This is a genomic window from Methylobacter sp. BBA5.1 (assembly GCF_000746145.1).
GTDB classification, from domain to species: Bacteria; Pseudomonadota; Gammaproteobacteria; order Methylococcales; family Methylomonadaceae; genus Methylobacter; species Methylobacter marinus.
This window is the reverse complement of record NZ_JQKS01000002.1, coordinates 217,205-235,943: the sequence shown is the minus strand read 5'-3', so window position 1 is coordinate 235,943 and position 18,739 is coordinate 217,205. Positions and strand designations below refer to the sequence as shown.

Genomic DNA, 18,739 nt, shown 5'->3' with positions numbered 1-18,739 from the left:
GGCAATGTCCAAAGGCAATGTAAATGATCCGGCATTACTACCATCGCGTCGATCTCGAACGGGCGGGATTTGCGTACATTGCGAAATGCGTCGCGCAGGACTTCGACCATTGCTGCATTGTTAAACACCGGCCTGCGTTTTTCCGTGACTACGGTAAAGAAATAACTCCCTCCTGGGATGAATACGCGTCGGTATTGCATGATTATTGTCCGGTTACACTATCGCTAAAATTATTCATTGCAAATCAGCTCCGTAGGTCGGGTTAGCGCAGCGTAACCCGACATTTTCGTGCCCCGATGCGTCTACTTGGCTCCGACCTGTCGGGTTACGCCAAAGGCTAACCCGACCTACAGTCTTTGGCTCAGAATTCATAACCCAGTCCTCCCATCTTCGATTGGATCGAGGTGACGGGATTGCGCCCGTCACCTCTGCCACATCACCGGACATACGGTTTTCCGCATCCGGCGGTTGGGATCAACGGCTAAGCCGCTCAAGGTTTTGCTCCTTGTCGATACATCTTACGTTGTAAACGCCCTGTTACTGCACTCGCCACACCCTGCCTCTCTGCTTGTTCGTGTCCTACGGTCGTGCTTTTGCTACACGCTTCTTTCAGGCTGGCCTCGCGACTTCCCCCCTTGCGCTTCACCACGGTTGTCGTTATTACTTCCGGTTATCTCTTTTCAGATAACAAGTTTTAGCCCATGCCGGACACACTATTCGCACGCCATGAATACTCTGCAAATTTACTCGTCAGAACAAGGCCGATTAAGTGCTGGATTCTGGTATATAAGGTTGGCATGTAAAGTAAAAATCATTGCGCTTGTATGCCCCATTTTGTTTCAAGATAGTCATGCCGCGTATCGAAGATGCGTTTCAATTTATCGCCGATCAATAGGGCATGTAGCAATTCGCCCAGCCAGCCATAGGGCATGGCGTAAAAGACAATATCTTCCACGACAATGCCGTCAGGGCATTCGTTTAAACACACTTCATGGCTCCAGAATTCAAATGGCCCAATGCGTTGCTGATAAATGAAACGCAACGGCTTCTGGCAATGGCTGATTTCCGACAACCAGGACATTCGAATGCCCCATACTGCTTTCATTTGATAGCTGATCATCAAGCCGGCATAAATTTCGTCGGGCACTGGCGAAGTAATGTCGACATGAAAAAAATCGGGTGTGATGTCGTTGAGAAAATGCGGCGAAGAAAAGAATTCCCAGGCTTGCTTGCGGGTCATGCCTAGCGTTTGCCTGCGGTAGAGTTGATAAATTTTCACAGTGTTATTGATGATGAATGGGGCGATGTAATCTACCATAATTGCGTAAGGTTTTTACGCTTCGCTTCTGCCTTTTATTGGCCTGTTTAAAAGTTCGCCTTAACGCGTCGATCATCAGACAGACAGCGACTGGCCAAGCCGGACCTCTTTCTCGGCAGACATAAAAACCGACCGCCCTTGATATCGGCAAACTTAAACAGACTCAAGGCTTTGCCAAGAACGGAGTGCAGTTGTTTGCTCGTGGCGACAGTGCATTCTATGGCCCTGTCCGAGACGTCGAGTAGCACGGGTGTAGACCTATATCGTCTTGGGCTGAACCTCTTTGGACCCAAGATGTTTAAGATGGGTTGGATAATTGTGCTTGAAATCGGGTTCGGATGACGATGTCATTATGGAGTAGCCTTATGATCCGTCGTGGAATGCCCCTCGCATTGAAGGCTTGAGGTTACATTTTATAAACAATCGGGCGATAAGGTTTTTTCTCCGCGTAGCGGCTTCGTCCAGTCAAATCCGTGATCACCAGGCTTGTCCGGCAACCGGTTCAGATTGTGGTTCGCTTTGCTCACACAATCTAACTTTATTCGTTATGCATCGCTGTGTTCGGTAGCATAGAAGTAAGTCTTGTTGCGAAAGGCGATAAAACCGATAACTAAGGATTTGGTCGTCAATAATTTCTCTGTTTATATAGGATGTGCCGACGATAGGAAGCGCATCATTCGCGAGCGATGCGCTTCACTGCGCTGCCTGGAGCGCCTACTTTTGGTCAGCACATCCTATGCAAGATTCCAGTTTCAGGAAGTCATTTTTAGCCAAATCCTAAGGGGCGGGCGTGATAACGACCGTCCCGCTTGAGCGTAATGGTAGACCGCCCGCATCTCAGCCGCGGCGCGCCGCCTCGATCGCGGCGATATCAATCTTTCGCATCGTCATCATCGCATCGAACGCGCGTTTGGCGGCAGCGGGATCTGGATCAGTGATCGCTTCCGTCAGGGCCAGAGGTGTAATCTGCCAGGACAATCCCCATTTGTCCTTGCACCAGCCGCACTCACTCTCTTGACCGCCGTTGCCGACGATCGCGTTCCAGTAGCGATCCGTTTCGGCCTGGTCAGCGGTTGCGACCTGAAACGAGAACGCTTCGTTGTGCTTGAACGCAGGTCCACCGTTGAGCCCGAGGCACGGAATGCCCATTATGGTGAACCAGACTGTCAACACATCCCCTTTCTTCCCGGACGGAAAGTCCCCCGGTGCGCGGTGCACTGTGCCGACAGACGAGTCGGGAAAAGTAGCGGCGTAAAACCGTGCCGCGTCTTCGGCGCAGCCATCGTACCAAAGGCAGACCGTGTTTTTTGCTGGTGTTGTCATGTCACTTCTCCACTAAGTAATGAGCATGGAATAAATCAGGGAATTGTAGGTGCGAATTCACTTGTGCCCTTCAGGGTATTCGCACTGTGCGGATACTCCTTTTGGGCACCAGTACCCATAGGGCATAAATAAATCCGCACCTACACCGGAAATTCATCCTCGCTCTTGAGGAATTTATTTTATGCGCGTTCCTAAGATCCAAATTTGTGCCATTCCGGCATGGGGACTGTGCTTCGCATTGGCGGTTTAACGCCAGCTGTAACCGGCGCATTTGCAGTGAGCGAAGCGAGCGAAAAATGCGTCCGAGTTTACGGCATTGTTAGGCAACTCATGCCGAAGGCCAGACATTCTTAAAATCCATTTTGACTCTGACTTGTTGCTCAAAATCCATAATCTTTCTGGCGCAATCAATCATTCCCCACCAACGATCTATGACATACTGGTTGATAGGATCTCGATAATGATAAAGATTGCTACCTATCTTTTGTTGCGTATTGACTGGAGCCAAAACACAAGGAAGGCCAAGTGCATAAATAACACTTTCAGGTAGAGTCATAGACTGACCCTCAATATCGATCATGAACTGCTGCACTCCATCAGCCACTTTGACGGTTATTCCATAGCCATCTGGCAACTCATCACCATGAGCTAAGCTGCATCTAAACTTCTCGTAAACGATATCCTCGAATTTTATTCCAATATTTCCTTTACTATCTGGAAAAGGGAACACTGTTTCTTCAAGATTAATACCGCCATGCATAAGTTCGATAATGTCGAGATGGTCAGTAATAAATTTCCTAAATCGATCCCCCACCCTTTTGATATCCGGATACATCTTTTTCGCGGTGCCATCAACGGCTAAGCAAGCAAACAGCATTGCCTGATCAAGCTCTCTTCGATCACTGGCATCCAATGATGATTTTATATGTTCACTGATCTTCATATTGCCTAACTATAGGTAGACACCTTCTCAGGTGATAAATTTAAATCGCAGATGAATAATGCCACTCTCGCAATCCGTTAGGCCCGATATTATAGTTATCACTCTATTGATAGCAACCTTATTAATACAGACTAAAAACCCACCTCCAAAACTCCTTGATCAAGTCCGCGAGCGTATCCGTGTCAAGCACTATAACATTCGTACCGAAAGGCAATATGTGCAGTGGATCAAGCGTTTTATTCTGTATCACGGTAAACGCCACCCTCAAGAGATGGGAATGGTCGAGGTGGAGGCTTTTTTAACACATCTGGCGGTGGAAGGAAAAGTATCGGCTTCAATGCAAAATCAGGCCTTATCCGCTTTGCTGTTTTTGTATAAAGAGGTGCTATCAATCGATTTGCCGTGGCTGAATAATGTCGTGCGGGAAGCAGCCGCAACGTTTGCCGAATGTGCTGACGCGTACCGAGGTGAGGGCGGTGTTGGTGCGGATGACCGGCATCCATGGTTTGATGGCCAATCTCCTGTACGGTATGGGCATGCGCTTGATGGAATGTTTGCGCCAAGCAGACTGATGGGGAAGAGACGCCCGGTTCTAAGCTTTTTTCAATCTTTAGACCAATGACTATATTGAACCAGGCAAAACATTGTCGACCGGCTGCATGGCACTTCCGCAGTAGTTTCTCTCGCATAGAATGATAACAACATCATCAAACGTTCGGGCCGGTTTACAAATCTTACCCAGGTAAGGCAGGTTGCTACCGGTTCAGCGCTTGGTGTTGTCTTTTATATCCCGATGTGCCGGCGATGGATTTACTGTGGATGGATTGATTGGAAAGTACACTGGGAATCAACCACGAAGAATATAAAAAACTTCATGCTCTCTGAGTTCTTCGTGGTGTATTAATCAATCTGCTGAACGCCGTATCAGCCCTGTTCCAGTTCAAGGCGCTTGACTGCCTGTCTTACCAGTTCGCTCAGTTCACTGCCGCCTTCGCGGTAGTACTGGATGATTTCCTTGCGCATGCGCGGATCCCAGAATTTGCGCAGGTGATCGAAAACGCCGTCCACGGCGGCTTCCTTGTCGGGATCGGAATTGAAGAAGTGGCCAATGTCATTGGCCATTTTTATCAGTCTGGCTGTGTGATGCATGGTTATTTCAATAAGGTAGGGTAAGTCGTATGGGTTAAGCGTTCGGCATGGCTGTAGACGACATGCTGGTCGTCGCGTGAGAAGCCGACCAGCGTCAGGCCGGTGTCTTCGGCCAGGCGGATCGCGAGACCGGTCGGCGCGGAGATGGCGGCCAGCAGCGTGATGCCGACGGTCGCGGCCTTCTGGACCAGTTCATAGCTGGCGCGGCTGGTCATGATCAGAAAGCCGTCGGCCGGGTTCTTGCCGGCACGCAGCAGCAGTCCGATCAGTTTGTCCAGCGCGTTATGACGGCCGACATCCTCGCGCACGTGCTGTATGCCTTGTCCCGGCACGACCCAGGCGGCGGCATGGACTGCGCCCGTGAGCTGGTTCAATGTCTGCCAATCGCGAAGCTGGGCCAGTGCGTTGCAAAGCTCCGTTGCCGGCACGGTCAGGCTGCCGTGCACGGGGCCGGTAGGGCGTATGGCCTGATCGAGATTGCTGGCGCCGCACAGGCCGCAGCCGGTGCGGCCGGTCAGGTTGCGGCCCTTGTCGGCCAGGCAGCGGAAGCGCTGTTCGGTGATCCGGATGCGCACTTCGATGCCGTTGGAACGCTGGTACACGCGCGTGGCCAGCACTTCATCCGCCCGCTGCACGATGCCCTCGGTGATGCTGAAACCGAGGGCAAAGTCTTCCAGATTGGTCGGCGTCGCCAGCATCACGACATGCGGCAGGCCGTTGTAGACCAGCGACACCGGGGCTTCCTCGGCAACGTAATCCAGCTGTCGCGAATAACTATTGCCCTGCCAGCGTTCAACGGTATTTTGTTGATAACTGGGCCATCCCAGTTCCAGGTTTAAAGGCAATGTCTGCATGGTCTTGTTCCCGTTACGAGTGCAGGCTGGCCTGATCCAGCAGGTGCAGCTGTTCTTCCGTAAAGTCATGGTAGCGGCGCTGCCATTCCGAAGACTGGCTGACTTTGGCGACCTGTACCGCCGTGACCTTGTACTCGGGGCAGTTGGTTGCCCAGTCCGAATTGTCGGTGGTGATGACGTTGGCGCCCGATTCCGGGAAGTGGAAGGTCGTATAGACGACGCCCGGCTGGACGCGGTCCGTGATCAGAGCCCGCAGTACCGTCTCGCCGGCACGGCTTTTGATGCCGACCCAGTCGCCGTCTTTAATGCCGCGGTCTTCGGCGTCATGCGGATGGATTTCCAGGCGGTCTTCGGCATGCCAGGCGACGTTGTCGGTACGACGCGTCTGCGCGCCGACATTGTATTGCGACAGGATGCGTCCGGTGGTCAGAATCAGCGGGAACTGCCGGTTCGTGCGTTCCTGGGTCTGCACGTATTCGGTCACCATGAACCGGCCCTTGCCGCGCAGGAATTCCTGCTCGTGCATGGTCGGCGTGCCTTCCGGCGCTTCGTCGTTGCACGGCCATTGCACGCTGCCTACTTGGTCGATTTTCTCGTAACTGACGCCGGCGAAGCTGGGCGTGAGCCTTGCGATCTCATCCATGATTTCGGACGGATGGCTGTAGTTCATTGGATAGCCCATGGCATTGGCCAGCAGCTGCGTGACCTGCCAGTCCTGATAGCCGCCCAGTGGCGCCATGACCTGACGCACGGGCGAGATGCGGCGTTCGGCATTGGTGAACGTGCCGCTCTTTTCCAGGAAGGACGAGCCGGGCAGGAACACGTGCGCGAACTTGGCCGTTTCGTTCAGGAACAGATCCTGCACGATCACGCATTCCATCGCGCGCAACGCCGCGTGCACGTGCTGAATGTCGGGGTCTGACTGGGCGATGTCTTCACCTTCAACGTACAAGCCCTTGAAGCTGCCGTCCAGCGCCGCATCGAACATGTTCGGAATACGCAGGCCCGGTTCGGAATCCAGCGCAACGCCCCAGTTTAGTTCAAACAGCTGCCGTGTTGCCGTGTCGGAGACATGGCGGTAGCCGGGGAATTCATGCGGGAATGATCCCATATCGCACGAGCCCTGTACGTTGTTCTGGCCGCGCAGCGGGTTGACGCCGACGCCGATGCGTCCCAGGTTGCCCGTGGCCATGGCCAGGTTGGCGATGCCGATAACCATGGTCGAGCCCTGGCTGTGTTCGGTGACGCCCAGACCATAATAGATCGCGCCGTTGCGAGCCTGGGCATACAGTCTGGCCGCGGCGCGTACCTCGGCGGCCGGTACGCCGGTAATTTCCTCGGACGCTTCGGGTGAATTGCGCTGTTCGGCGACAAAATCTTTCCATTTGCCGAAAGAGACCAGATCGCAGCGCTCCTGTACGAATGCCTCATCAACCAGACCTTCCGTAACCACGACGTGGCCCAGTGCGTTGATCAGTGCCACGTTGGTGCTGGGGCGCAGTTTCAGGTGGTGGCTGGCCTTGACATGCGGAGTCTTGACCAGATCGATCTCGCGCGGGTCGGCCACGATCAGTCTGGCGCCCTGGCGCAGGCGTTTTTTCATCTGCGAGCCGAACACGGGATGGCCGTCGGTCGGATTGGCGCCGATGACCATGATGACGTCGGCGTGCATGACCGAATCGAAGTTCTGCGTGCCGGACGATTCGCCGAAGGTTTGCTTCAGGCCGTAACCGGTCGGGGAATGGCACACGCGCGCGCAGGTATCGACGTTGTTGTTGCCGAAGCCGGCACGTATCAGTTTTTGTACCAGATAGGTCTCTTCATTCGTGCAGCGTGATGAGGTAATGCCGCCGACTGAGTCCTTGCCGTAGCTGCCCTGGATGCGTTTCAGTTCGGAGGCGGCGTAGTCGATCGCCTCTTCCCAGCTGACTTCCTGCCAGGGGTCCTTGATGCTCTTGCGGATCATGGGTTTGGTAATGCGGTCCTTGTGGGTCGCATAACCGAACGCGAAGCGGCCCTTGACGCAGGAATGGCCGTGGTTGGCCTTGCCGTCCTTGTCGGGGACCATGCGGATGACCTGGTCGCCCCGCATCTCGGCCCGGAACGAGCAGCCGACGCCGCAGTAAGCGCAGGTCGTGACCACAGCGTGTTCGGGCTGGCCGTGCTCGATGACCGATTTTTCCATCAGCGTCGCGGTCGGGCAGGCCTGTACGCAGGCGCCGCAGGAGACGCATTCGGAATCCATGAAGGCCTGATTCTGGCTGGGCGAGACTTTGCTGTCGAAGCCGCGGCCGTCCAGGGTCAAGGCGAAAGTACCCTGGGTTTCCTCGCAGGCCCTGACGCAGCGCGAGCAGACGATACATTTGCTGGGATCGAAGCTGAAGTAAGGATTGCTGTCGTCCTTTTCGGCATTCAGGTGCGTCTTGACCGGCTCGTAGCGCACTTCGCGCAGGCCCACGGCCCCGGCCATGTCCTGCAGTTCGCAGTCGCCGTTCGAGGAACAGGTCAGGCAGTCCAGCGGGTGATCGGAGATATACAGCTCCATGATGCCGCGGCGCACTTCGGCCAGTTTGGCGTTCTGCGTGGTGATTTTCATGCCGTCGGCACAGGGCGTCGTGCACGAGGCCGGATAGCCGCGGCCGCCTTCCACCTGGACCAGGCACAGACGGCAGGAACCGAACGGCTCCAGGCTGTCGGTCGCGCACAGCTTGGGAATTTCAATACCGATAGAGGCGGCGGCATGCATGACCGAGGTGCCGGCCGGCACAGTGGCCTTGAAACCGTCGATTTCCAGCGTGACCAGCTGGTCTGACGGGCTGGCTGGCGTGCCAAAATCTTTTTCGAATTTAGACATAGTCGTCTCCTTAAATGGGTTAGGCCGCGTTCGCTTTATCTTGAGCCCCGAAATCCTCGGGGAAATGATTCAGCGCGCTCAGTACCGGATAAGGTGTCATTCCTCCCAACGCGCAGAGAGAGCCGTTCAGCAGCGTATCGCACAGATCGCGCAGCAGCGGAATATTCTTGTTGAGGTTGTCACCCTTGATGATGGCGTCCATGACCTCCGTGCCGCGTGTGGAACCGATGCGGCACGGCGTGCATTTGCCGCAGGATTCGATCGCGCAGAACTCCATGCTGTAGCGGGCCATTTCAGCCATGTTGACCGTATCGTCAAACGCGACGATGCCGCCGTGGCCCAGGACGGCCCAGATGGCCGAGAACGCTTCGTAATCGAGCGGCGTATCGAATTGTGATTCAGGCATGTAGGAGCCTAAAGGCCCGCCGACCTGCACGGCCCGGATCGGACGGCCCGACGCCGAGCCGCCGCCGAAGTCGTACAGCAGTTCGCGCAGGGTCAGGCCGAAGGCGCTTTCGACGAGGCCAGGGCGTTTGATGTTGCCCGACAGCTGGATCGGCAGCGTGCCGCGCGAGCGGCCCATGCCGAAGTCGCGGTAATAGTCGCCGCCCTTGTCCAGGATGATGGGCACGGAAGCCAGCGAGATGACATTGTTCACGACCGTCGGCTTGCCGAACAGGCCGCTGATGGCCGGCAGTGGCGGCTTGAAGCGCACCAGACCACGTTTGCCCTCCAGGCTTTCCATCAAGGACGTTTCCTCGCCGCAGACATAGGCGCCCGCGCCTATGCGCACTTCCAGATGGAAGGCGTGGCCGCTGCCCAGAATGTTGTCGCCGAGATAACCGGCTTCATAGGCGGCCGCGATGGCCGCGTTCAGCATTTTTTCCGCGTGCGGGTATTCGACGCGCAGATAGATGTAGCCTTGCGTCGCGCCGACGCCGAGACCGGCGATCGTCATGCCTTCGACCAGCACGAACGGGTCGCCTTCCATGATCATGCGGTCAGAGAAAGTGCCTGAGTCGCCCTCGTCGGCATTGCAGATGATGTATTTCTGGTCGGCCGGCGTATTCAGCACCGTGTTCCATTTGATGCCGGTCGGGAATGCCGCGCCGCCGCGGCCGCGCAGGCCGGAATCGGTGACGTGCTTGACGATGTCGGCGCTGTTCATGGCCAGCGCGTTCTTCAGGCCGCGGTAGCCGTCGTGTTTGATATAGTCGTCCAGGCTGATCGGGTCGGTGATGCCGACGCGCGCGAAAGTCAGGCGCTGTTGGCGCTTGAAATAGTCCATTTCTTCCGTGAGGCCGAGATGCAGTGCATGCGCGCCGCCGTTCAGGAAATCGGCTTCAAAAAGTCCTTCGACGTCGTTTTTCTGAACCGGGCCGTAAGCAACGCGGCCTGCTGGCGTTGCGACTTCAATCATCGGTTCCAGCCAGTACAGGCCGCGCGAGCCGTTGCGCACGATAGTGACTTCGAGACCCCGGTTCCGGGCTTGTTCTGAAATGGCGGCAGCGATCTGGTCGGCGCCCATGGCAACGGCGCAGGAATCATTCGGAACGTAGACAATGATGCTCATAAGGAAGCCTCCAGTTCGTTGACGATGGCGTCGAAACGCTCTTCAGTGACACGGCCGTAAACGGTGTCATCGATTTGCAGGGACGGCGAACGGGCGCACAGGCCGAGACAATACACGGGCTCCAGGGAAAACTTCCCATCGGCCGTGGTTTCATGATAGTCGATGCCGAGCCTGTTTTTGATATGGCTCTCCAGCTGCTTGCTGCCCATGGCCTGACAGGATTCGGCGCGGCAGACGTGCAGCGTGTGTTTGCCGGGCGGCGTGTCGCGGAAGTAATGATAAAAGCTGATGACGCCATGCACTTCGGCGCGGGAAAGATTCAAGGCCCTGGCAATGTCCGGAATGCTGTCGGCGGGAATGTAACCAAGCGTGTCCTGCACGCTGTGCAGAATCGGTAAAAGCGCTCCGGGCTTGTCTTTTAAAGAGGCGATAGCGTTCCGTACCGCTTCTTGTCTACCGTTAAGGTCTGTCATGTTGGTCTCGCTGTGTTGCTCTTTCGTCTCGGAATAAGGATGGCGAAGAATAGCATATTTTAAATAGGCATGTAAAAAACACATAAATATAACAAATTATGCAAAATTATTGTGGTTTTATGGCTTGTGTGTCCTGCGGGGAATCAGGGGGATACTCCAGCGTCCGGATCATGGCGTTTGTAGGGTACCAGACTGTGAAAGTATTCAGCATTTTTCTCTTCAATGTCTATATGCTGTTATATACAAATATCAAATGCACAATATATTGTGGTTAAAATTTCAAAAAACGAATACTTTCACAGTCTCGTACGCATCGCGTACCTTCTTAGAAACTCAGTACGTATGGAGATTATGACAGGTACGCAATGCGTATAACCTACGGTTCTTGCGATGGCGTAAAAACCGGCTTCTGGCTAGGGATATGGAAGGAATGCCGATAGATTATGAAAATAAAACATAATTATGCATAATTATTTGATTTTCAGCCCTTATCAGCTGGATTGCACGGTGCCGGCAACCTCGCTATATTGTTTCATCAATTTGTAACAAACAACCTGGAGGATAAACGCTTGCCTGAAATGATGACGGTGCATGAAGTCGCGGAGTATTTAAGAATCAAGGAGCGCAAGATTTACGATTTGGTTGCGCAAAAGCAGATACCGTGCACGCGGGTCATGGGAAAATGGCTGTTCCCCAGGCATTTGATCGATTTGTGGCTGATGCAGAACAGCGAATCGACCCTGAATGCGCATTATGTCCAACAGGTGCCGGAAGTCGTGGTCGGCAGCCATGATCCCTTGCTGGAATGGGCCTTGCGCGAAAGCCGCCATCCATTGGCCGTGCAGGCCACCGGCAGCCTGGAAGGCTTGAGCCGCTTTGGCCTGGGCGAAGCGATCCTGTGCGGCATGCATGTGCTGGATGTGGACAGCGGCCAATACAATGTGCCGCTGATCAAGTCGACGTTAAAGAGTCAGGATATCGTCGTGATCGAATGGGCATGGCGGCAGCAGGGATTGGTGGTCGCGCCGGGCAATCCGTTGGCTGTAGGTTCTCTGGCCGACCTGGCCGGCAAGAAGGCGCGGCTGATAGACCGCCAGGAAGGCGCCGGCAGCCGGGTGCTGCTGGATTATCTGCTGGCCGGCGGAAAGATTGATCGATCGGATCTTAACATTGTCAACAAGCTGGCCCGGACCGAGCTCGATGTCGGGCTTACCATTGCCGGCGGCAAGGCCGATGCAGGTATTGCCGTGGCTTCGGTCGCCAGGCAATTGCATCTGGACTTTATTCCGCTGGCGACCGAGCGTTTCGATCTGGTCATGCGTCGGCGAGATTATTTCGAGCCGCCGATCCAGGCGCTGTTTACGTTGAGCCGCTCCGCCGCTTTTATCGAGAAGGCCGAGGAATTGGGCGGTTACGATATCCAGGGTCTGGGCAACATCATTTTCAACAGGTGATGCATTCAAATTTATAGGGCATGAAGTCGCGTATAGCGAACGGTTTTCGCCCGTCTGGAATTTAACAAGTTATTAGGACCGAACCATGAGCCAAAGAAAATTATCGTTACAGGAGCAGCTGTTAAAATCGGGCCTGACGACCGACGCGAAGGCTAAACAGATTCGCTCGGATAAACGCAAACAGCAGCGGCAAAATAACGCCGAAGGCGACAATGAGGCCAGACGCCTGGCGCAGAAAGCCAGGGAAGAGCAGGCCGCCCGCGACCGCGAACTCAGTCAGCTGAAGAAAGAACAGGCGGAGCAAAAAGAGATCGCCGCCCAGATCAGGCAGCTGATCGACCAGAACCGCCGGGAGCAGGCCGATGTCGACGACGGCATTGCTTACAAATTCAGCGACGACAACAAGGTCAAGACCGTGTATGTTCCGGAAGCCATGCGCGACCAGATCAGCAGCGGCCGCCTGGCGATTGTGAAATGGGAGCAGCAGTATGAGATCGTGCCGGCCGATGTCGCGCTGAAAATAAAGGCGCGTGATGAGCGCTGCGTGCTGTTGCTGAATGATCAGCAACAGGCTGAAGAGAAAATTGACGACGCCTATGCGGCTTACCAGGTGCCTGATGATTTGATCTGGTAACGCGCGGTTTAAAAGGCATAGACCAACCGCCAGGTGCCGGACCAGTCAGGTCACGCAAAAAGCCACTGATTAAAATCGGGTAAGACAAACTGTCGTTGGAAATTCAGCCGAAGCTGCTGCAGGACGTGGAGCGCGCTTATATCCGCCATGTACTGGAGGCAACCGGCGGCAATAAGATCCAGACCGCCAGGCTGTTGGGCGTGGATCGCAGCACCCTGTACCGAAAGCTGGGGTAGCGGCGCAGGCTTATCCGCGGGGCCTGGGCTCAGAGCATCGCCAGGCGTTTCAGCAAGCGATGAAAATTGCCGCGATCCAGCCCAAGCGATCGCGCGGCGGCGGCCCTGTTGCCGTGGTGCCGGGCGATCTGCTGCCGGATAAGCTGGCGCTGGAACTCATCAACGGCGTCTTTGAAATCCAGGGGGATTGAAACAGTCGCCGCGGCATCCGATGCCGTGCCGTCCTGTACGGCGCCCGGCTCGGCCTGCGCATGCGGGGCTATGTCCAGATAGGCGGCGGAAATCGTGACGATGCCCGATTGGCGATTGCCCCGGGTCGAAGCTTTGAGCGCGGCGCGGCTCAGCAAATGCTCCAGTTCGCGGACGTTGCCGGGCCAGTGGTACTCCTGCAGGGCTTTTTTAGCGCCCGAGTCCAGGCGCAGCTTCTTAACGTCCAGGTGTTGCTGGTTTTTTTCCAGGAAGGCGCCGGCCAGCAATAAAACGTCTTTTTCCCTGTCCCGCAGGGGCGGAACATGCATGGGGTAAACGGCCAGGCGGTGGTAAAGATCGGAGCGGAACTGGCCGCTGGCGACTTCCTGCCGCAAGTTGCGGTTGGTCGCGGCGATGATCCGGACATCGACCTTGATCTGCCGATCGCTGCCGACGCGCTGTATGTCGCCGTTTTGCAGGGTGCGCAGCAGTTTGGCCTGGATTGAAAGCGGCAGTTCGCCGATCTCGTCGAGAAAAATCGTGCCGCCGTCGGCCAGCTCGAACTTGCCGGCCCGGTCGCTGACGGCGCCGGAAAACGCGCCCTTGCTGTGGCCGAACAGTTCACTCTCGGCAATGCTCTCGGGCAGCGCCGCGCAGTTGACGTACACCATGACCTGGTCGGCGCGCGCCGATTCGAGATGAATGCGCTGGGCCACCAGCTCCTTGCCCACTCCGGTCTCGCCCAGAATCAGCACCGCCAGTTCCGAGGGCGCGACGGTGGAGATTTCATTGCGCAAGGCCTGCATGCATTCGCTCTCGCCGATCAGGCCGTGATCGGCGTTTTTCTTGATCAGGGTCCGGGTGGCATAGCTGACCCGCTGCTCCAGGGACGAGATCAGGCCGGCGGCCTTGACCGATGCGGCGGTCAGGCTGATGAAGGCGCTGAATTGCAGCGGGTCGATGCCGTCGAACGTGCCCGCGCCCAGCGCATCCAGGGTCAGGACGCCCCAGGGTTCGCCGTCGATAAACAACGTTACCCCCATGCAGTCATGTACCAGCAGCCGGGCATCCTCCGCCTCGATCAGCCCGTCGTAGGGGTCGGGCAGATCGGAATCGGCGGCAAAGCGCACGGCTCGGTCGGATGCCAGAATGCGCGCCAGCCGCGGATGCTCGTCAATGGCGAAACGCCGTCCCAGCGTGTCTTCCGATAATCCGCTGACCGCCAGCGGCACCAGCTGGCGGCCTTCCAGTCTGAGCAATGCCGAGGCATCGCACGGAAAAGTCTGGCGCAAATGCTGCAGCAGGCGCCGGTAACGCTGCTCCGACGGCATGTGGGAGGAAAGGTCCGCGACCACTGAAATCAGCGAGGTAAAAAAGTTAGGGGTCGTCATAATGATAACCTGGTTGTTAAGTAGACAACTTTAACGCGATGTTAACAGGACAACTATACCTCGAAATGGGCTACAAAGTGTAAGGTTTTAAAGCGCTGGCGCAGCTTGGCATGGTCCGTGCAAAACCCGGTTCGAACCTTTTTCAAACAACCCAAGGAGAACGTCCGATGTTTTGTTACCAATGCGAACAGACCTACCGCTCTGAAACCGGAAGCGGCTGTGCTTCCACCAAAGGCATGTGCGGCAAGGATGCCACTACCTCCGACCTGCAGGATTTGCTGATTTACGGCGTCAAGGGCATCGCCCAGTACGCCAAGCGCGCCCGCGCCCTGAACGCGCCCGATAACGAAGCCGGCGGCTTCATGCTGTACGCGTTGTTCACGACGCTGACCAACGTCAATTTCAATGCTACCCGCTTCTCGGTTCTGTTGCAGCAGACCGCCTCGATCCGCGATCGGGTCAAGGCGCGCTATGAAGCGGCTGCGCTGGCGACGGGCAAACTGCCTGAAAGCCTCGCCGGCCCCGCCGCCTGGCAGCCCGCGGCCGACACGGAGGGACTGCTCAAACAGGCCGCCGGCGTGGGCATCAATGCCGGGATCGAGCAGGTCGGCGCCGACATCATCGGCCTGCGTTCGCTGGTGCTTTATGGCCTGAAAGGCGTCTGCGCCTATGCGCACCATGCCCACGTGCTGGGCAAGGAAAGCGAGGCCGTTTATGCCGGGGTCGAGGATGCCTTGGATTTCCTCAGCTCGGACCCCGACGACATGGATGCCTTGCTCAATCAATGCCTGGCCCTGGGCTTTCTGAACCTGTCCGTGATGGAATTGCTGGATGCGGCCAACACCGGCGCCTTCGGCGCGCAGCAGCCGACCGACGTGCGCGTGACCCCGGTCCCGGGCAAGGCCATTCTGGTGTCCGGCCACGACCTGGGCGATCTGGCGGCGCTGCTGGAGCAGACCCGGGATACCGGCATCAACATCTACACGCACGGCGAAATGCTGCCCGCGCATGCCTACCCCAAACTCAAGGCCTATCCGCATCTGGCGGGCAATTACGGCGGCGCCTGGCAGGACCAGCAGAAAGACTTCGCCGATTTCCCCGGCCCCATCCTGATGACCTCCAACTGCATCATCGAGCCGCAGCCCCAGTACCGCCAGCGCATCTTCACCGCTGGCCCGGTCGGCTGGCCCGGCGTGCGCCATATCAGCGACGGGAACTTCGCGCCCGTGATCCAGGCGGCCAGGGCGCTGCCCGGCTTCAAAGACGAAGCCGGGGCCGAGAAAACCATCACCATCGGTTTCGGCCGCGATGCCGTGCTGGGCGTCGCGGACCAGGTCATCGACGCGGTGAAGTCCGGCGCCATCCGTCATTTCTTCCTGATCGGCGGCTGCGACGGCGCGGCGCCCGGCCGCAACTACTACACCGAGTTCGCCGAAAAGGCACCCTCCGATACCGTCCTGCTGACGCTGGGTTGCAATAAATACCGGTTCAACCAGCACGACTTCGGCGACATAGGCGGTATCCCGCGCCTGCTCGACATGGGGCAGTGCAACGACAGCTATTCCGCCATCAAGGTGGCCGCCGCATTGGCCGATGCCTTCGGCTGCGAGGTGAACGACCTGCCATTGTCGCTGATCGTCTCCTGGTTCGAACAAAAGGCCGCCGCCGTGCTGTTGACCCTGCTGGCGCTGGGCATCCGCAACATTCGCCTCGGCCCCACCTTGCCGGCGTTCCTGACCCCGAACCTGGTGCAGGCGCTGGTGGACAAGTACGGGCTCCAGCCCATCACCACAGCCCAGGCCGATATCGACGCCGCGCTGGCGCCGAAAGCCGCCTGAATGCGCATGCGGGCCGGGGGCTTTGCGCTCCCGGCCTTATCAGCCTCACATGGAGCCTAACAAAATATGAGCACTCACACTATTGAACTCACGACCCGGGACGGAGAGCAGCTGCGTTTCGAATGCGGCGCCGAGCAGAGCCTGCTGGACGCGGCCGCCGGCGCGCACATCGTGCTGCCCTCCCAGTGCCGGCAGGGCAGCTGCGGCGCCTGCTACGCCGACGCCACGCGCGGCGATTACATTCTGGGCGAGCACAATCCCGCCGCGCTGCCGGCCGGCGAGGCGGAAAAAGGCGGCATCCTGCTGTGCCGCACCTTTCCGCTCAGCGACCTGAGCGTGTCCCTGCCTTTCGACCATGACCGCATCCTGCTCGGCGACATCCGGCGCCGAAACGCGGCTATCGTCATCATCGATTCCGTCGGTGAAAACACCGTGCGCCTGGAACTCAGCCTGGAGCCTGACGAAGACGGCGGCAACGCGGCCGAATTCGAGCCCGGCCAGTTCGTGGAACTGGAAGTGCCGGAGCAGGGGATCAAGCGCGCCTACTCGCTTTCCAACACGGGCAATTGGGAGGGGCGGCTGGAATTTTTGATCCGCCTCCAGCCCGGCGGACTTTTTTCCACCTGGCTGCGGGAGCAGGCCCAGGCCGGCCAGACGTTGCTCGTGCACGGCCCTCAGGGCGCCTTCGGCCTGTGCGAAAACGGTCTCAGGCCGCGCTGGTTCGTGGCCGGTGGCACCGGGCTGGCGCCCATGCTGTCCATGCTCAGGCGTATGGCCGAGTTTCAGGAACCGCACCCGGCCCGGCTTTATTTCGGCGTCAACCGGACCGAGGAACTGTTCTGTCTGACGGAACTGGAAGCGCTGAAGGCCGAATTGCCCCAGCTCCAGGTGATTGTATGCGTGTGGAAGCCGGATCAGGACTGGCAAGGCTTTTGCGGCACGCCCGTCGATGCGCTGGCCCGGGATCTGGCCGACTTGCAGGTGCAGCCTGACATTTACCTGTGCGGGCCGCCGGCCCTGATCGACGCCGCCGAAGCGGCGGCCCGCTCTCAAGGCGTGCCGATCGAGCAGGTGTACAGCGAAAGGTTTCTGCCGGCTTAGGTATTGACAAGCCTGCCTGAAAATACAGTAGATCCGTAGGGCGGGTTAGACGCGCAAACCGCTATATATCAGCCTTCACCGGCCTTTCCGCGCGTCGTAACCCGCCATCTGATCTGACGATACACACAGACAGATTGAGTAATGGCATTGTTTCCAATTCGGATAACCTCGGCGGGAGCGATGCTTGCGTAGCAACTTAAAATCGCCGGACAAGTCGCGATGTAGGCATCGCTCCCACGGATACGACCTATATTTTGCCGAATCCTTAGGTGCGGATCACTTGCGCCCATGCCCATAGGTTTCGCGTTCGAGATCCGTAGGGCGGGTTAGACGCGCAAACTGCTATATATCAGCCTTCACCGATCTTTCCGCGCGTCGTAACCCGCCGTCTGATCTTAAGCGGTTAATCGGCTTCCGGCTTATTCAAGGTCCCGGTCGGGATCTCTACGTCGTTGCCGAGCAGGATTTTTGAGAAGAAGTCTCGCACCCTGTCAATCGCCTCATCCGGGAAGCCGCCATGGCGCGCCCCGGTGACGGAAATAAAATAGCTTGGCACGCCCGCCTGGGTCAGCGCTCTGTCCAGGCGGACGGCCTGGTTATAGGGAACGATGTTATCCGCCGTGCCGTGGAGCGTCAGTACTGGCGCATCGTTCGGGGTCACGTAGGTCATCGGCGAAGCCGCCCTGGCCGCATCAGCGTTGCCGGGCAGGGCGCGGCCTATCAGCCGGGCTTCGGGCGCCAGCGGGTCGGCGCGGTCGATGTCGCTGGGCTGGCCGATCATGGCCGGAATGTCCGTCACGCCGAAGAAATTCACCACACCGGACACTCCACTGGACATGTCATCGTGGGGACCCGCGTCGCCTTCGAGTTCCGGCGCGTCGCCGGTAAAGCCGAGCATCAGCGCGAGATGGGCGCCGGCGCTGCGGCCCCAGACGGCGATCCGCCGGGAGTCCAGGCCATACTTATCGGCATTGGCCCGAATCCAGCGGATCGCCGCCTTGCTGTCGTGGATCTGCGCCGGCCAGATGGCTTCATTCGACAGCCGGTAGCCTGCCGAGACGCCGGCATACTCGCCGCTCCGGACGAACGGCATCAAGATGGGCGGCGCCGCTGGCCTTGTCGCCGTAGCGCCAGCCTCCGCCGTGCAGGAACACGATTACCGGCAGCCTCTCGGAGCGGGGCTTATCCGGCAGATACAGATCGAGTCGTTGACGGGGATTGTCGCTCGCGGCGTAAGGGATATCGAGCTGCGGGCGGACAGGTTCCCGGCGCAGCGCATCCAGCGGCATCACGCCCTGCTGCCGGGCGCTGCCGGGTTGGGAATATCCCGCCATGGCGCCGGTGAGCATGACGACGATTAGCTTAGTGCGGATCATGGATTTTCTCTCCATCGGGATTTGACAAGATTA

General features: G+C 57.5%; 18 protein-coding genes. 6 read left to right on the top strand and 12 right to left on the bottom strand.

All coding sequences use genetic code 11. The annotated features are described in order from the left end of the window. From EK22_RS23460 to EK22_RS23000, 4 genes are all read right to left on the bottom strand, one after another. Positions 1-200, bottom strand: a 200-nt coding sequence (locus tag EK22_RS23460) for an REP-associated tyrosine transposase (RefSeq protein ID WP_081917734.1), incomplete at its 3' end; no start/stop codon positions are given. Positions 201-811: 611 nt separating this feature from the next. Beyond that, positions 812-1,279, bottom strand: a complete 468-nt coding sequence (locus tag EK22_RS02150; RefSeq protein WP_036247658.1) for an SRPBCC family protein — start codon at positions 1,277-1,279, stop codon at positions 812-814. 876 nt (positions 1,280-2,155) lie between these two features. Continuing rightward, positions 2,156-2,641 (bottom strand): VOC family protein, encoded by a 486-nt coding sequence (locus tag EK22_RS02145; protein ID WP_036247572.1) that lies wholly within the window; start codon positions 2,639-2,641, stop codon positions 2,156-2,158. Positions 2,642-2,969: 328 nt separating this feature from the next. Beyond that, positions 2,970-3,584, bottom strand: coding sequence for a hypothetical protein (locus EK22_RS23000; RefSeq protein ID WP_051961617.1), 615 nt, complete (start codon positions 3,582-3,584; stop codon positions 2,970-2,972). Between the two features lie 58 nt (positions 3,585-3,642). Here EK22_RS23000 and EK22_RS02135 point away from each other — a divergent pair, with 58 nt between their 5' ends. Further along, positions 3,643-4,206 (top strand): phage integrase N-terminal SAM-like domain-containing protein, encoded by a 564-nt coding sequence (locus EK22_RS02135; RefSeq protein ID WP_235209206.1) that lies wholly within the window; start codon positions 3,643-3,645, stop codon positions 4,204-4,206. Between the two features lie 302 nt (positions 4,207-4,508). Here EK22_RS02135 and EK22_RS02130 read toward each other — a convergent pair whose 3' ends face one another. Genes EK22_RS02130 through EK22_RS02110 form a run of 5 tightly spaced genes read right to left on the bottom strand, consistent with a single transcriptional unit; the run spans position 4,509 to position 10,487 of the window. Then, positions 4,509-4,733, bottom strand: a complete 225-nt coding sequence (locus EK22_RS02130; RefSeq protein WP_036247570.1) for a formate dehydrogenase subunit delta — start codon at positions 4,731-4,733, stop codon at positions 4,509-4,511. Between the two features lie 2 nt (positions 4,734-4,735). Then, positions 4,736-5,587 (bottom strand): formate dehydrogenase accessory sulfurtransferase FdhD, encoded by an 852-nt coding sequence (gene fdhD, locus EK22_RS02125; protein WP_020158647.1) that lies wholly within the window; start codon positions 5,585-5,587, stop codon positions 4,736-4,738. A gap of 13 nt (positions 5,588-5,600) precedes the next feature. Next, entirely contained in the window at positions 5,601-8,441 is a 2,841-nt protein-coding gene (gene fdhF / locus EK22_RS02120) for a formate dehydrogenase subunit alpha (protein WP_036247567.1), read from the bottom strand. A gap of 19 nt (positions 8,442-8,460) precedes the next feature. Next, complete coding sequence (locus EK22_RS02115) at positions 8,461-10,014, bottom strand: formate dehydrogenase beta subunit (protein WP_036247563.1); 1,554 nt, start codon at positions 10,012-10,014, stop codon at positions 8,461-8,463. Beyond that, positions 10,011-10,487, bottom strand: coding sequence for a formate dehydrogenase subunit gamma (locus EK22_RS02110; RefSeq protein ID WP_036247654.1), 477 nt, complete (start codon positions 10,485-10,487; stop codon positions 10,011-10,013). Before EK22_RS02110 ends, EK22_RS02115 begins: the two co-directional genes overlap by 4 nt. Before the next feature lie 578 nt (positions 10,488-11,065). On the opposite strand from EK22_RS02110, the gene EK22_RS02105 reads away from it, so the two are divergent. The 3 genes from EK22_RS02105 (at position 11,066) to EK22_RS23455 (ending at position 12,811) form a co-directional block, all read left to right on the top strand. After that, positions 11,066-11,941, top strand: coding sequence for a helix-turn-helix transcriptional regulator (locus EK22_RS02105; protein ID WP_036247652.1), 876 nt, complete (start codon positions 11,066-11,068; stop codon positions 11,939-11,941). 85 nt (positions 11,942-12,026) lie between these two features. After that, the gene (locus EK22_RS02100; protein WP_036247560.1) at positions 12,027-12,575 is read left to right on the top strand and encodes a DUF2058 domain-containing protein; all 549 of its coding nucleotides are present in this window, start codon (positions 12,027-12,029) and stop codon (positions 12,573-12,575) included. Positions 12,576-12,670: 95 nt separating this feature from the next. Then, a complete protein-coding gene (locus EK22_RS23455; RefSeq protein ID WP_020158641.1) occupies positions 12,671-12,811 on the top strand; it encodes a helix-turn-helix domain-containing protein in 141 nt (46 codons plus the stop codon). A 29-nt stretch (positions 12,812-12,840) separates the two neighbouring features. On the opposite strand, the gene norR is transcribed toward EK22_RS23455, so the two are convergent. Then, entirely contained in the window at positions 12,841-14,391 is a 1,551-nt protein-coding gene (gene norR, locus EK22_RS02095; protein ID WP_036247557.1) for a nitric oxide reductase transcriptional regulator NorR, read from the bottom strand. 167 nt (positions 14,392-14,558) lie between these two features. Here norR and hcp point away from each other — a divergent pair, with 167 nt between their 5' ends. Both hcp and mmoC read left to right on the top strand, forming a co-directional pair. Further along, complete coding sequence (gene hcp / locus EK22_RS02090) at positions 14,559-16,229, top strand: hydroxylamine reductase (RefSeq protein WP_036247554.1); 1,671 nt, start codon at positions 14,559-14,561, stop codon at positions 16,227-16,229. A 66-nt stretch (positions 16,230-16,295) separates the two neighbouring features. Beyond that, positions 16,296-17,330, top strand: coding sequence for an aromatic/alkene monooxygenase hydroxylase FAD-binding subunit MmoC (gene mmoC, locus EK22_RS02085; RefSeq protein ID WP_036247552.1), 1,035 nt, complete (start codon positions 16,296-16,298; stop codon positions 17,328-17,330). A gap of 403 nt (positions 17,331-17,733) precedes the next feature. Here mmoC and EK22_RS02080 read toward each other — a convergent pair whose 3' ends face one another. Together EK22_RS02080 and EK22_RS22995 are read right to left on the bottom strand one after the other, a co-directional pair. Next, positions 17,734-18,423 carry an alpha/beta hydrolase gene (locus EK22_RS02080; protein ID WP_051961615.1) on the bottom strand — a complete coding sequence of 230 codons (690 nt, stop codon included), beginning with the start codon at positions 18,421-18,423 and terminating at the stop codon, positions 17,734-17,736. Further along, positions 18,362-18,706 (bottom strand): hypothetical protein, encoded by a 345-nt coding sequence (locus EK22_RS22995; RefSeq protein WP_051961613.1) that lies wholly within the window; start codon positions 18,704-18,706, stop codon positions 18,362-18,364. The genes EK22_RS02080 and EK22_RS22995 overlap by 62 nt, the downstream gene beginning before the upstream one ends. Positions 18,707-18,739 lie beyond the last annotated feature (33 nt).

Bases quoted from the DNA above. Each gene is read 5' to 3' on its own strand.
- EK22_RS02145 (WP_036247572.1), bottom strand. From the start codon at position 2,641: ATGACAACACCAGCAAAAAACACGGTCTGCCTTTGGTACGATGGCTGC.
- EK22_RS23000 (WP_051961617.1), bottom strand. From the start codon at position 3,584: ATGAAGATCAGTGAACATATAAAATCATCATTGGATGCCAGTGATCGA.
- EK22_RS02135 (WP_235209206.1), top strand. From the start codon at position 3,643: ATGCCACTCTCGCAATCCGTTAGGCCCGATATTATAGTTATCACTCTA.
- EK22_RS02130 (WP_036247570.1), bottom strand. From the start codon at position 4,733: ATGCATCACACAGCCAGACTGATAAAAATGGCCAATGACATTGGCCAC.
- fdhD (WP_020158647.1), bottom strand. From the start codon at position 5,587: ATGCAGACATTGCCTTTAAACCTGGAACTGGGATGGCCCAGTTATCAA.
- fdhF (WP_036247567.1), bottom strand. From the start codon at position 8,441: ATGTCTAAATTCGAAAAAGATTTTGGCACGCCAGCCAGCCCGTCAGAC.
- EK22_RS02115 (WP_036247563.1), bottom strand. From the start codon at position 10,014: ATGAGCATCATTGTCTACGTTCCGAATGATTCCTGCGCCGTTGCCATG.
- EK22_RS02110 (WP_036247654.1), bottom strand. From the start codon at position 10,487: ATGACAGACCTTAACGGTAGACAAGAAGCGGTACGGAACGCTATCGCC.
- EK22_RS02105 (WP_036247652.1), top strand. From the start codon at position 11,066: ATGATGACGGTGCATGAAGTCGCGGAGTATTTAAGAATCAAGGAGCGC.
- EK22_RS02100 (WP_036247560.1), top strand. From the start codon at position 12,027: ATGAGCCAAAGAAAATTATCGTTACAGGAGCAGCTGTTAAAATCGGGC.
- norR (WP_036247557.1), bottom strand. From the start codon at position 14,391: ATGACGACCCCTAACTTTTTTACCTCGCTGATTTCAGTGGTCGCGGAC.
- hcp (WP_036247554.1), top strand. From the start codon at position 14,559: ATGTTTTGTTACCAATGCGAACAGACCTACCGCTCTGAAACCGGAAGC.
- mmoC (WP_036247552.1), top strand. From the start codon at position 16,296: ATGAGCACTCACACTATTGAACTCACGACCCGGGACGGAGAGCAGCTG.
- EK22_RS02080 (WP_051961615.1), bottom strand. From the start codon at position 18,423: ATGCCGTTCGTCCGGAGCGGCGAGTATGCCGGCGTCTCGGCAGGCTAC.
- EK22_RS22995 (WP_051961613.1), bottom strand. From the start codon at position 18,706: ATGATCCGCACTAAGCTAATCGTCGTCATGCTCACCGGCGCCATGGCG.